Source organism: Pseudomonas sp. NPDC089996, from assembly GCF_044748405.1.
Taxonomy (GTDB): domain Bacteria; phylum Pseudomonadota; class Gammaproteobacteria; order Pseudomonadales; family Pseudomonadaceae; genus Aquipseudomonas.
The window spans coordinates 36,564-49,305 of sequence record NZ_JBIVGA010000022.1 but is presented as its reverse complement, the minus strand read 5'-3'; the positions used below and the strand labels follow the sequence as shown (position 1 = coordinate 49,305).

10 protein-coding genes are annotated in these 12,742 nt (G+C 63.1%); 5 read left to right on the top strand and 5 right to left on the bottom strand.

Translation table 11 applies throughout. The annotated features are described in order from the left end of the window. The first annotated feature begins 5 nt into the window (after positions 1-5). The 3 genes from ACIPW4_RS25545 to ACIPW4_RS25535 are packed head-to-tail and all read left to right on the top strand — an operon-like array spanning position 6 to position 4,163. On the top strand, positions 6-665 hold the full coding sequence (locus ACIPW4_RS25545; RefSeq protein WP_400663001.1) for an ABC transporter ATP-binding protein: 660 nt from the start codon (positions 6-8) through the stop codon (positions 663-665). Then, on the top strand, positions 662-3,109 hold the full coding sequence (locus tag ACIPW4_RS25540; protein WP_400662999.1) for an ABC transporter permease: 2,448 nt from the start codon (positions 662-664) through the stop codon (positions 3,107-3,109). Before ACIPW4_RS25545 ends, ACIPW4_RS25540 begins: the two co-directional genes overlap by 4 nt. After that, positions 3,099-4,163 carry a lipocalin-like domain-containing protein gene (locus ACIPW4_RS25535; RefSeq protein ID WP_400662996.1) on the top strand — a complete coding sequence of 355 codons (1,065 nt, stop codon included), beginning with the start codon at positions 3,099-3,101 and terminating at the stop codon, positions 4,161-4,163. Before ACIPW4_RS25540 ends, ACIPW4_RS25535 begins: the two co-directional genes overlap by 11 nt. 73 nt (positions 4,164-4,236) lie before the next feature. On the opposite strand, the gene ACIPW4_RS25530 is transcribed toward ACIPW4_RS25535, so the two are convergent. Next, positions 4,237-5,190, bottom strand: coding sequence for a transaldolase (locus ACIPW4_RS25530; RefSeq protein ID WP_400662994.1), 954 nt, complete (start codon positions 5,188-5,190; stop codon positions 4,237-4,239). A 3-nt stretch (positions 5,191-5,193) separates the two neighbouring features. Continuing rightward, the gene (locus ACIPW4_RS25525; protein WP_400662992.1) at positions 5,194-6,744 is read right to left on the bottom strand and encodes an FGGY-family carbohydrate kinase; all 1,551 of its coding nucleotides are present in this window, start codon (positions 6,742-6,744) and stop codon (positions 5,194-5,196) included. Positions 6,745-7,002: 258 nt separating this feature from the next. Here ACIPW4_RS25525 and ACIPW4_RS25520 point away from each other — a divergent pair, with 258 nt between their 5' ends. Together ACIPW4_RS25520 and ACIPW4_RS25515 are read left to right on the top strand one after the other, a co-directional pair. Further along, complete coding sequence (locus ACIPW4_RS25520; RefSeq protein ID WP_400662989.1) at positions 7,003-8,001, top strand: LacI family DNA-binding transcriptional regulator; 999 nt, start codon at positions 7,003-7,005, stop codon at positions 7,999-8,001. Positions 8,002-8,169: 168 nt separating this feature from the next. After that, on the top strand, positions 8,170-8,898 hold the full coding sequence (locus ACIPW4_RS25515) for an SDR family oxidoreductase (RefSeq protein WP_400662986.1): 729 nt from the start codon (positions 8,170-8,172) through the stop codon (positions 8,896-8,898). Positions 8,899-8,943: 45 nt separating this feature from the next. On the opposite strand, the gene ACIPW4_RS25510 is transcribed toward ACIPW4_RS25515, so the two are convergent. The 3 genes from ACIPW4_RS25510 to ACIPW4_RS25500 form a co-directional block, all read right to left on the bottom strand. After that, positions 8,944-10,326, bottom strand: coding sequence for an APC family permease (locus ACIPW4_RS25510; RefSeq protein ID WP_400662984.1), 1,383 nt, complete (start codon positions 10,324-10,326; stop codon positions 8,944-8,946). A 171-nt stretch (positions 10,327-10,497) separates the two neighbouring features. Then, positions 10,498-11,604 (bottom strand): mandelate racemase/muconate lactonizing enzyme family protein, encoded by a 1,107-nt coding sequence (locus ACIPW4_RS25505; protein ID WP_400662981.1) that lies wholly within the window; start codon positions 11,602-11,604, stop codon positions 10,498-10,500. 36 nt (positions 11,605-11,640) lie between these two features. Next, a complete protein-coding gene (locus ACIPW4_RS25500; RefSeq protein WP_400662978.1) occupies positions 11,641-12,732 on the bottom strand; it encodes an alcohol dehydrogenase family protein in 1,092 nt (363 codons plus the stop codon). Positions 12,733-12,742 lie beyond the last annotated feature (10 nt).

Sequence of the window (12,742 nt, the reverse complement as noted above, 5' to 3'; positions counted from 1 at the left end):
CCCCAATGCTGGTCATCGAGCAACTACAAAAATCCTTCCCCACCGCCCAGGGCCCGCTCCAGGTCCTGCGCGGTGTCGACCTGTCCCTGGCGCGCGGCAGCAGCCTGGCCCTGATGGGCGAATCCGGCAGCGGCAAAAGCACCTTGCTGCACCTGGTCGCCGGCCTCGACCGCGCCGACAGCGGGCGCATCCTCATCGACGGCGAACCCCTGCACGGCCACGGTGAAACAGCCTTGGCCCGCTGGCGCCGAGAGGGCATCGGCCTGGTGTTCCAGCAGTACAACCTGATCAGCAGCCTCGACGTGGCCGCCAACCTGGCCTTCCAGGCGCGCCTGGCCAGGCGCCATGACCCGCAATGGCTGGCCTACCTGGCCGAACGCCTGGGTCTGGCGGCCTTGCTCGATCGTTACCCGGAACAATTGTCCGGCGGCCAGCAGCAACGGGTCGCCATCGGCCGGGCATTGGCCAGCCGGCCGGCGCTGTTGCTCGCCGACGAACCCACCGGCAGCCTCGACGAAGCCAGCAGCGACGAGGTGCTGGCCTTGCTCCTGCAACTGGTCGGCGAGGCCGGCAGCAGCGTGCTGATGGTGACCCACAGCCCGCGCCTGGCTGCCTGCCTGCAGCACCGTTGCGTATTGCACCAGGGCCGGGTGCAACCGTCATGAACAACCTGCTGACCACCCTGCAGGCGCTGGGCAGCCACTGGCGGCGCCACCGTTTGCAGTGCATCAGCATCTTCACAGGCCTGTGGCTGGCCACGGCCTTGTGGACCGGTGTGCAGGCACTCAACGCCCAGGCGCGCAGCGACTATGCCCAGGCCAGCGCCATGCTGGGCGGGCCGGCGCACCGGCAGCTCGTTGCCCGCGACGGGCAGCGCTTCGACCAGGCGCTCTATGTGCAACTGCGCAAGCAAGGCTGGCAAGTGACACCGGTGCTGGAGGGGCGCTTGCGCCTGGCCGGTGAGCCAGCGGTTACCGTCAGGCTGATCGGCATCGAACCGCTGAGCATGCTGCCCGGCATGGCAATCGCAGGTGCCGACCCGGCGCGCTTCGATCTGCAAGCCTTCATCGGCACACCAGGGCAAGCCTGGGTCGGGCCGGATACCTTGCGCCAACTGGCGGGCAAGCAGCACACGGTCGAAGGGCAGGCGTTGCCGCCGCTGATGCTCAATGAACAACTGGCACCCGGCGTGATGCTGGTCGATATCGGCGTGGCCCAGGCCTTGCTCGGTGCGCCGGGGCAGCTGTCGCGGCTGATCAGCGACACCGACCAGCCGTTGCCGCAGGCCGTCGCCGAACGCTTGAAGGTTCAAGCACCGGGCGATGACACTGACCTGCAACGCCTGACCGCAAGCTTTCATCTGAACCTGACGGCGCTCGGCCTGCTGGCGTTCGTGGTCGGGCTGTTCATTGCCCATGCGGCGATCGGTCTCGCCCTGGAGCAGCGGCGGAGCCTGATGCGCACCTTGCGTGCTTGTGGTGTCAGCCTGAAGGTACTGCTGGCGGCGTTGGCCCTGGAGCTTGGCCTGTTCGCCGTCGCCGGTGGCCTGGCGGGCGTGGCAGCGGGTTACTTGCTGGCCGCGCTGTTGCTGCCCGATTTCGCTTCCAGCCTGCGCGGCCTGTATGGTGCGCAGGTCTCCGGGCACTTGCACCTGCCGCTGTTCTGGTGGCTGCTGGGGATTGCCGTGAGCCTGCTCGGTGCCTTGCTGGCCGGCATCGACAGCCTGTTGCGCGCAGCGCGCTTGCCGTTGCTGGCGCTCGCCCAACCCCAGGCGTGGCGCCTGGCCCAGGTGCCGTGGTTGAAGCGCCAGGCCCTGGCCGGCGCAGTGCTGGCCCTGCTGGCCGTGGGCTGCGGCTACTTTGGCAACAGCCTGGCGAGTGCCTTCACCCTGCTAGCCGCGCTGTTGCTGGCGGCAGCCTTGCTGTTGCCGGGCGCGCTGGCCCTGTTGCTCGCAAGCGTGGCCCGGCGCACCCGGCGGCCGCTGACGCAGTGGTTCATCGCCGACAGCCGCCAGCAATTGCCGGGGTTGAGCCTGGCGCTGATGGCGCTGTTGCTGGCCCTGGCCGCTAGCGTCGGCGTGGGCGGCATGACCGAAGGCTTTCGTCGCACCTTCGTTGGCTGGCTCGACCAGCGCCTGGCGGCAGACCTGTATGTCACACCCCGCGACAGCACGCAGGCGCTGCAGATCTACCAGCACGTGCAGCAGGACCCCGACGTCACTGCCGTGCTACCAGGCTGGCGAGTGGAGTGGCGCCTGCAGCAATGGCCAGTGCAGGTGCAAGGTGTGATCGATCATCCGTTCTACCGCAGCCACTGGCCGCTGCTGGAACAGGCGCCGGATGCCTGGCAGCAGTTGGCCAAAGGGCAGGGGGCCATGTTCAGCGAGCAACTGGCGCGGCGCCTTGGCGTGGGGATCGGGGATCAAGTGCAACTACCGGGCGAACCGCCGCAGGGCATGCGGGTGGTGGGCATTCACGCCGACTACGGCAACCCGAAAGGGCATGCGCTGGTCAACGCCGACTGGCTGCGCCGGCATGCGGCCACGGCCAGCCTCAACGGCCTGAGCCTGCTGATCCGCCCCGGCAAGGTTGCAACGGTGAAGGCTGACCTGCAGCAGCGCTACAGCCTGGACGAATCGCAGCTGGTCGAACAGGCCAGCCTGAAAGCCTGGTCGACGCAAATATTCAGCCGCACCTTCGCCGTCACCGCCGCCCTCAACAGCCTGACCTTGGGCGTTGCTGGCGTGGCGCTGTTCATCAGTCAGCTGACCCTGGGCCAGCAACGCCTGGGGCAGCTGGCACCGCTGTGGGCGCTGGGCGTGCCACGCCGCTGGCTGGCTTGGTTAAGTCTGGGCCAGACGTTGATGCTCAGCGGTTTCACCGTGTTGCTGGCAATCCCCCTTGGGCTGCTGCTGGCCTGGTGCCTGGTGGCGGTGGTGAACGTTCAGGCATTCGGCTGGCGGCTGCCTTGGCACGTGTTTGCCAGCCAGCTCGCACAACTGGCCGCGCTTGGCGTGCTGACCAGCCTGCTGGCCAGTGCCTGGCCGTTGTGGCAATTGGCGCGGCGCCAGCCGAGCGACCTGTTGCGGCGGTTCGCCGATGAGGGTTGAAGCTTGGCTGCTGCTGGCCTGCCTGCTGTTGGCCGGGTGCGACGCGGCTGCGCCGCCGGCCAGGAGCTATGCCGGCCTGGGTGCCGATGCGGCAGCCTTCAGGCAGGTCACGCGTGACACCGCGCTGGTGTTCCCCCGCGACCACGGCGCCCACGACGGCTATCGCATCGAATGGTGGTACGTCACCGCCAACCTGCGCGATGCCCAGGGCCGGGACTGGGGCGTGCAATGGACACTGTTCCGCTCAGCCCTGCGCCCTGGCCCCGAAACCCTCGGCTGGAACAGCCCGAACCTGTGGATGGGGCACGCCGCCCTGACCGACTCGAACGGCCATCAGGTCGGCGAAACGCTGGCACGTGGCGGCATAGGCCAAGCCGGCGTCGAAACCGGGCCGTTCCGGGCGTGGATCAATAACTGGTCGCTGCAAGGTGACGACAGCATCCGCCGCTTGCAGATGCGTGCCAGCGGCCAGGGCTTTGGCTATGACCTGACCCTGGCCAGCGACAAGCCGCTGGTACTGCACGGCGATCGCGGTTACAGCGAAAAGTCCGGCAAGGGCCAGGCTTCGTACTATTACAGCCAGCCGTTCTACCAGGTCAGTGGCGAGGTCGAGCGGGACGGCCAGCGCATCCCGGTCACGGGGCAGGCCTGGCTCGACCGGGAGTGGAGCAGCCAGCCGTTGGCGGCCGGGCAAAGTGGCTGGGACTGGTTTTCGCTGCACCTGCTCAGTGGCGCCAAGCTGATGCTGTTCCGGGTGCGTGAAGACCAAGGGCAGGCCTACCGCGCCGGCACCTGGGTTGGCGCTGACGGGCAGGTGCGTACGTTACAAGGGGCTGATATCGAGCTGACGCCGCTGGCCTGGGACGGCCAGGCCAACGGCAAGCGGGTGCCGACCCGTTGGCGGGTGCAGGTGCCCGCCATGCAACTGGATGTGCAAGTCGAGGCGGTGCAGGCCAAGGCCTGGATGGGTACGCGCTTCCCCTATTGGGAAGGGCCGGTGCGGGTCAGTGGCAGCGCACAGGGGCGGGGGTACCTGGAGATGACGGGGTACTAGGGTTCGAACGCACGGTCGCCGAGCAGCGATCAGGCACTTTTCGTGAAAGGCCTGTCACCGCCCACTCTTCAGTTCAACGGGCGAGCCGGTGCCTGATCGTCCACTCAAGTTGGCACTGGTCCCTGGCGAAGCCGCGTATGCCTTCGGCCAGCTTTTCCGACGCCATCGCATCTTCGTTGAGCTGCCAACGAAAGTCGGCCTCGCTCAGCGCGGGTGGCGGGGCCTCCTGGCAAGGCACAGCAACCAGTGCAGGTTCGAGCACGCCAGGGATGCTGGCCAACTCCTCCATGAGTGGCGGGCTGATGGTCAGCCGGTCGCAACCTGCCAATGCCACAATTTCGCCGATATTACGAAAGCTGGCGGCCATGACCAAGGTTGCATGCCCATGGCGGCGCAGATAGGCATGGATTGCCGCTACCTGCTGAACGCCCGGCTCCATCGCCGGGGCATAGCTGATGCCGGGGTTGGCCTGCAGGTGCCAGTCCAGGGCACGCCCCACGAAAGGGGAAATCAGGTATGCCCCGGCTTCGGCGCAGGCGCGCGCCTGGGCGATGCCGAAGACCAGGGTCAGATTGCAGCGGATACCTTCGCGTTCCAGCTCGCGCGCCGCACAAATGCCTTCCCAGGTCGCAGCAAGCTTGATCAGGACGCGGGAGCGCGGAATGCCAGCCGCCTGGTAAAGCGCGACGAGTCGGCGAGCCTTGGCGACGCTGGCGGGCCTGTCGAACGACAGCCGCGCATCGATCTCGCTGGACACGCTGCCGGGTACGTGCTGCAGCAGGATGCAGCCCAGCGCCACCACCAGGCGCTCACTCAGTTGCTCGACCGCCGTCGCCGTGGGCACGTCCGACACGCTCGCGATCAGCTCGTCGAGCAGGCGGTCATAGCGGCCGGACGAGACTGCCTGGAGTATTAAGGTAGGGTTGGTGGTGACGTCCTGCGCGGCATAGCGGCTGATGGCGTGGGTATCACCGGTGTCGACGACCACCGTGCTGTGGCGTTTCAATTGGTTCAACAAGGTTGTCATGCATCATTCCTCCATCCTGCCAAGGTGCGCCAGCCCGTGCATGGTGGGCTTCAGCGCCTGGTAGATCGCGCAGTAGTGCGCGAACATCTGGTCGTACAACGCTGTGTTCTGCAGGTTGGGCTGGGCGCGAGGGCGCAGGGTGCGCCACTCGCGAATGCGGCTGATGTCATCGATGGCGCCGATGGCCAGCGCCGCCAGCAGCGCGCCGCCCAGGGGCGCTTCGACCTGTTGCTCGATGGTCAGCACCGGGTAGCCGGTGATGTCGGCGATGATCTGCATCCACAGGTCCGATGCGGTGGCGCCGCCCACCACGATCAGTTCGGGGTCGAGGTGGGCAGCGCCTTGGCTGCCCGCCTCGATGTTGTGCCGCAAGGCGAATGCCAAGCCTTCAAGCACCGCCCGGTACAGGTGTGCCTTGGTGTGGTAGAGCGACAGGCCTACATAGGCGCCTGAGGCCTTGGCATCCCAGATCGGGCTGCGCTCGCCCATGAGGTACGGCAGAAATACCAGGCCTTCGGCACCTGCCGGTGTGGTGGCAGCCGCCTGTTCGATCAGCTGGTGCACCTCAAGGCCAGGGGACTGCGCTGCAACCTGCTGTTCCTGGCTGCAAAACTGTTCGCGGAACCAGCTCACCGCCGCACCTGCTGTAATGGCCCCGCCGAAACGGTAGGTGTGCCGGGCGCTGTCATGCACGTAGGGCATGCTCACCAAACCATGGCTGTGGCCGCTGGAGGGGGTGATGAAGCCCCAGCACATGCTGGTGCCCATCATCGCCACATGGTTGCCAGGCTCGATCACGCCAGCGGCCAGGCTGGCCATTGCCGCATCCACACCGCCAGCGACGACCGGGGTTCCGGGCAGCAGGCCCAACCGGGTTGCGGCGGCGGGCAGCAAGCCGCCGACGATGTCCCCGGGCGCTACCAGCTGTGGCGGCATCAAGGCAGGGTCGATGCCCAGGGCATCGAGCATTTCAACGGACCACTGGCGCGCCTGCATGTCGTAGACGCCGCCGATATTGCCCGCGCTGCTGTGGTCGACGGCCAGTTCGCCGGTCAGGTGGTAGTGCACGTAACTGCCCGGCGGCAACAGGTAGCGCGTTCGTGCCCATACGTGAGGATGGTTGCGTTTGATCCAGAGCATTTTCGTGTAGCCGTAGTAGCTGTCGACACCGTTACCCGTGATACGCATCAGCGCTTCGACATCCAGGTGTTCACGCACCCAGTCCGCTTCACGGATCGCTCTGCGGTCCATCCAGATCAGGCAGGGGTGCAGTGCGTTGATATCGGCATCGACTGCAATGCCCGAACCCCCGTAGAGGCTGCTGATGCAGATGGCCTTGATCTGTTCCGCTGGCACCTGGCTGCGGGCTGTACAGCAGGCGACCGCCTCGTACACCGCGTTCAGCCACACGTCAGGCCACTGCTGAGCCCACAGTGGATGAGGTTGCTCGAACTGATAGCCCACCGATGCCTGCGCAATGATGCGGCCGTCAGTGGACATGAGCAGGGCTTTGGTGCTTTGGGTTCCGATGTCGACACCGAAAACGTACGTCATGGATCAACCTCTTATTATTGGTATGAGTTGAATGTAGACGTCTACATTTGCGACGGTGGCAGCAGGCGCTATCAAGGAAGGCAGCTAGAACCCCCTCTAATAATCCATGTAGACGTTTACATTTTTTGCAACCTACCATAGGGCTTTTCCGCTGACAACACGAAGCGCGCATTGTGGCGAGGGCGGCAACCGGGCGAAAATTGCCCCTAGCTGCCGCCTCATCGCGTGCATTACCTGCCAACCAGAACCCGAGTGCCCATGACCAGACCAGGCAAGGCAACCATCACCGATATCGCCAAGCGCGTGAACATGACCACCGTCACGGTCTCGCGTGCGCTCAATCAGCCGGAGAAAGTCAAAAAGCAGACCCTGGAGCTGATCCTCAAGGTGGCGCGCGAGCTCAACTATGTCCCCAATGCTTTCGCCCGCAACCTGAAAAACCGCGAGAGCCGGCTGTTCGGCCTGGTCACGGCAAGCCTGGAGAACCCGTTTTATGGCGAGGTCATCAAGGCCATCACCCGTGAAGCGAAAAAACGCGACTACACGCTCATGCTGTTCGATACCGACGGTTCTGCGGAACTGGAAGCGCGCGCGATCGATACGTTGCTCAGCTACCAGGTGGCGGGGGTGATCCTCTCGGCGGTCAGCGACGATGATCAGTACCAGCCGGATTACCTGAGCAAGCTGCAGCATGCCGGCCTGCCGGTGGTGCAGATCGACCGCAGGCTCGCCAGGGCACCCTTTGCCGGCGTCTACCTGGACAACGAACAGAGCGGCTATCAAGGCGCACGGGCCTTGCTGGCGCAAGGGCTGCGTCACCTGCTGGTGGTGGCAGGGCCACAGCGTTCGAACATCTCCCTGTCACGGCTGGCAGGTATACGCCGAGCGTTGGAGCAATGGCCCGAGCCCACTACGCTCGAGGTGGTGCACGGCGATTACAACCAGGCCCCTGCACGGGATGCCGTGCGCGCCTACCTGCTGGGCGGCAAGCGCCCCGAGGCCATTTTCGGCCTGAACGCCCTGATGACGCTGGGGGCGCTGCAAGCCATGCGCGAGGCAGGCCTGAGCCGCTCGGACATCGCCTTGTTCAGCATCGACCAGGTCCACTACGCCGATATCTATGGTGACCCCATTCCGTGCGTCAGTCACAGCACGGCCCATCTCGGCATTGGCGCTATCGACCTGCTGCTCAGGCAGATCGATGACCCCTCCAAAGCGGTGGAGGATCTTGTCGTAGAGGGCCGGCTACTGCTTTGAGGCTTCCCTGGATCAAACAATCCTACACGCGGTAAAAAATGTAGACGTTGACATTACGGGGCCGATCTCCCCAAAGTCTGGTGGCCGGGTGCTGACCCGGAAATGCAAACGTCTACATTTTTCCAACAAGAACAAGGCCCATGCTGAATGGGCTGTGGGAGTAATGACATGCAAATGCGACTCGAGGGGAAAGTGGCTGCGGTGACGGGCGCGGCATCCGGTATAGGCCTTGCCACCGCCGAAGCGATGTTGGCAGCGGGTGCACGTGTGGTCATGATCGACCGTGACGAGCGAGGCTTGGCCGCTGTTTGCTCGCGCCTGGGCGAGGGGGCGATACCGCTGCGTATCGACTTGCTGCAGCCAGAGGAATGCGGGGCACTGCTGACGGGCGTGCTGGAATCGGCGGGGCAGCTCGACATTTTCTTTGCCAATGCAGGGTGCTATGTCGGGGGCGATCTTGTCAGCTCCGACAGCGCGGCCATCGACCGCATGCTCAACCTCAATGTCAATGCCGTCATCAAGAACGTACACAGTGTGCTGCCGCACATGATCGAGCGGGGAGCGGGGGATATCGTGGTGACCGGCTCGGTGGCCGGGCACATGCCGGTGGCCTGGGAGCCTGCCTACAGCGCGTCGAAGTGGGCGATCAACTGCTTCGTGCAGACCGTACGCAGGCAGGTAATCGAACATGGCGTGCGGGTCGGCGCGGTGTCGCCAGGCCCGGTCAGCAGCGCACTGCTGGCTGACTGGCCGGAAGCGAACCTGAAGAAGGCACTGGCGGCCGGCAGCCTGATCGAGCCAGCGGACGTGGCGGATGCCGTGATGTACATGCTCACGCGCTCGCGCAACATCACCATCCGCGACATGATCGTGCTACCGACCGCGTTCGACATGTAAAACCACGCCAGCTTCATGCGCCCCTTGCACGGGGCGCTGCGGCGATCAGACCTTGATCGCGGCACTTCGACCGAAGCCAAAGCGCATGACGATGTAATACACGATACCCAGTACCAGCCAGCAACTGCCCATGAGCAGCGTCATCGGGCGCATGGCCGACATGATTGCAATGATGATCATCAGTGCGACCAAAGGTATCGCCAGGTGCTGCAGCACGTTGCCAGTGCGCTTGCGGCCCCAGAAGTACCCCACGACCGAAATGTTCACCAGCATGAAGGCGGTGAGCGCACCAAAGTTCTGGAACAGGGCAATTTCTTCCAGATGGTCCTGAAACAGCAGGGCGATGACCAAGGTGACTGCAGCGACGAACAGGTTGGCCACCCAAGGTTGGCGCGTCTTCTTGCTCAGCCGGCCCAGTACGGACGGCAGCTGCTTGTCCCGGCCCATGGCATAGATGATGCGCGTCACGCCCATCTGGCAAACGATGGTGCAGGGCACGCCGAATGCGATCGCAGTGCTGATGGAAGTCAGTGCGAACAACCAGTCGCCACCGGCATACCGCGCGATGTCATAGAACGCCGTGTCAGGTGATTTGATATCTGCGCCGGCCGCCAGGTCGCTGGCGACCCAGGTTTGTGCAACAGCGAGTAGCGCGATGATGATCAATGTTGCCATGCCGGCGAAGCCAAGCAGGTGCCGTTGTTCTTTCTTCACCTCTTCGCCCAGGGTGGTAATGGCATCGAACCCCAGGAAGTTCGATGAGCCCAGTAACACTCCAGCACCAATGGCGGACCAGGTGAACGTGTCTTTGTTGAAGAACGTGTCGAAGGTCAGCGCGCCATTGCCTTTGCCCTGGTACAGCGCATGGCAACCGGCAATCAGGAAAATGGCCAGTACCGTGAGCATGCCAAGCAGGAAGAACTTGTTGACCTTGGCCGTCACCGATACACCCACCAGGTTCAGTGCGGTCCCCAGGCTGACAAAGCCGATGATCCAGGCCCAGCGAGGGATTTCAGGGAACAGGTTGTTCATGGCGGCACCGCTGATGACCGCCAGCAGCCCCGGGATCAGGATGTAGTCGAGGAACACCACCCACCCTGCAAAAAAGCCGGCGAACTCGCCCAGGCCTTGTGTTGCATAGGCATACGCAGAGCCAGCGACGGGAAACTCCCGGCTCATCAATTGATAGCTGCGCGCGGTAAACATCATGGCCACTACGCTGAACACATAGACCAGAGGTACCAGCCCGTTCGAGGCATTCGAGATGATGCCGTACAGTGCGAACGGCGCGATCGGGAGCATGTAAACCATGCCATAGACGATAAGGTCGGTAACGGTAAGTGAGCGCTTCAGGGTAACTTCACGCTCACCCTCGCATTGAGCGTCGATTGTTCCAATGTCATGTAGGTGCGACTTAGTGGTGGTCATGCCCTGTTCCTCGAGAAATAGAGTGCCCTGAAGCGACTGAAAACACGGTCAGTCATTTTATTGTTCGAGTGCGCAGCAGCTAGCACGCTGCGCACTCGCTTTTCACAGCGGGCAGTTATATCTGTTGATGGCTTGGTTATTATTTTTCCACTTGTGCAACAGGCCTCGATTTCAATCGAATGCCATTACCGGTTCCTTCAGGATTTTCTCGTTGACGTTGATGCCCAGCCCCGGTGCTTGTGACACCGGTATATGTCCTTCCTTGACCACGATGGGGTTTTCCGGGTCGTAATGCCCATCGATGTAGGGTTCGGCGATCCAGGTACCTTCGAGCAGCCGCGGGTCCACCGTGGCGGCCATCTGCACGCAAGCCGCCGCGACAATATCGCCACCCCACGCGTCATCGCAGGTATGCGGGATTTTCTTCGCCGCACAGGCATCGCGGAACGCCTGCATCGCCCGCAGGCCGCCCAGCCGGCTCACTTTCATGCCGAAACCGTCGATGCTGCCCGATGCGATCGCATCGATGGCCACGGCCAGGTGCGTGCTGCTTTCATCCATGTAGACGGGGTGGCAAAGGAGTGGGCGAATCGCCTTGAGCTCTTCGAAAGAGTCGCAAGGCTGCTCCAGAATGAACGGGATATCCTTGCACGCCTGGCTCAGACGGATGGCATCGCGCTGCAACAGGCCCCGGTTCGCGTCCGCAGCAAGCCGGGTGTCCGTGCCCTTGATCTTCTCCCAAACCCTGTGAAGTGTCTCGACGTCCTCCTCGATGGCTCGACCGCCCACTTTGACCTGCAGCCTCGAATAGCCTGCCTTTTGTTTTTCCGCCAGGGTTCGGGCGGTTTCTTCGGGCGAAGCAATGATCGCTGCGTAATAAGACGGAATACACGCTGTCACGGCGCCACCGAGCAGGGTGCTGACCGGAACGCCCAGTGTTTTACCCAGCAGGTCATAACAGGCAATATCAATTGCGGATTTTGCGTAGTGATGGCCGTTCAGTGCTTGTGCCATGTTGCGGGCAATGGCATTGGGTGTCACTTCGGTGCCAATCAACTGGCTGGCCATTACCTTCAAGGCGGCAAGCGCACCGTCGATGTGAGATTCCGCATACGTTGGCCCCAACGGGCACGTTTCACCCCAACCCCACGTGCCATTATCGGCGGTGATCTTGACCAACGCGGCGCTCAGCGAATAAACATCACTCCCTGCCATCCGGTAGGGGCCGTTCTTGACGGGCAAGTCGTATTGGTAGACTTCAATGGTTTTTATTTTCATGATCTGGGCCTGGTAATAAGAGTGCTGTCATCCACTTCAAGGCGGGGTGAGAACGATCTTTCCCGCGTACTTCTTGGACAGGAATGTTTCTTGGGCGGTGGCGATCTGGCTGAGTGGATACACTTTGCTGACCAGGGGTTTGATTTTTCCGGATTCCACGTAGTTGATCAGCGACTGGAACACCGCGTCGTCCTGCCAGGTGCAGCCCAGCAAAGTCAGGTCTTTGAGGTAGACGGTGCGCAGATCCAGCTGTACCAACGGCCCGCCGATGGCGCCTGATACGGCGTAGCGACCGCCTTTGACCAGCACATCCAGCAGCGGGCTCCAGTCACTGCCGCCTACCAGGTCGACCACTACGGTGACCGACTCTTTGCCCAGCGTCTTGACCAGATCGCTTCCGCGAATGACCACCTCATCCGCGCCAAGCCTGAGCACATCCTGTTTTTTGTCTTCGCTGGTGATGGCGATGACTTTTGCGCCGCGGCATTTGGCCAGTTGCACGGCGCCAGTTCCGACCCCGCCGCTTGCACCGGTGATCAGCACGGTATCCTTGTCGGTCACCTGGGCGCGTTGCATCAGCAGTTCAGAGGTAGACCAGGAGCAAGGAATCGATGCCAGCTCGATGTCACTCCAATCCGAACGCACCGGCCAGGTGTCGACGGACGGGGCAACGGTGTACTGGGCAAACGCGCCATTACACTCCGATCCGTATGTCCAGCAGGCAAACGGAGCGCCGTTGACCGGTCCTCGCAACATGTTCCGAACGATCACGCGCTCACCGATCCGGGCGGGATCGACACCTTCTCCTACATCCACGATGATGCCGCAGCAGTCGGCACCCTGAATAAGCGGGAACTTCAAGGCGGTGCCAGACCAGGACGCGTCTTCAGCGTCACGGGTGAAATCGCCATTGGCGCTGGCGGCGGTATCCTGAGTGACGGATTTCGAGTACCAGCCGATTCGGGTATTCACATCGGTGTTGTTGACCGCTGCTGCCAGTACCTGAATGAGAACTTCACCTTCTTTGGGTGCGGGTGTCGCGACGTCGGTGCGGTATTCCAGCTTGTCGAGTCCCCCATGCCCGGTGAGCAGGACGGCATGCATGGTAGTGGGGATTGGCTGCTGCATTGCTTCGATC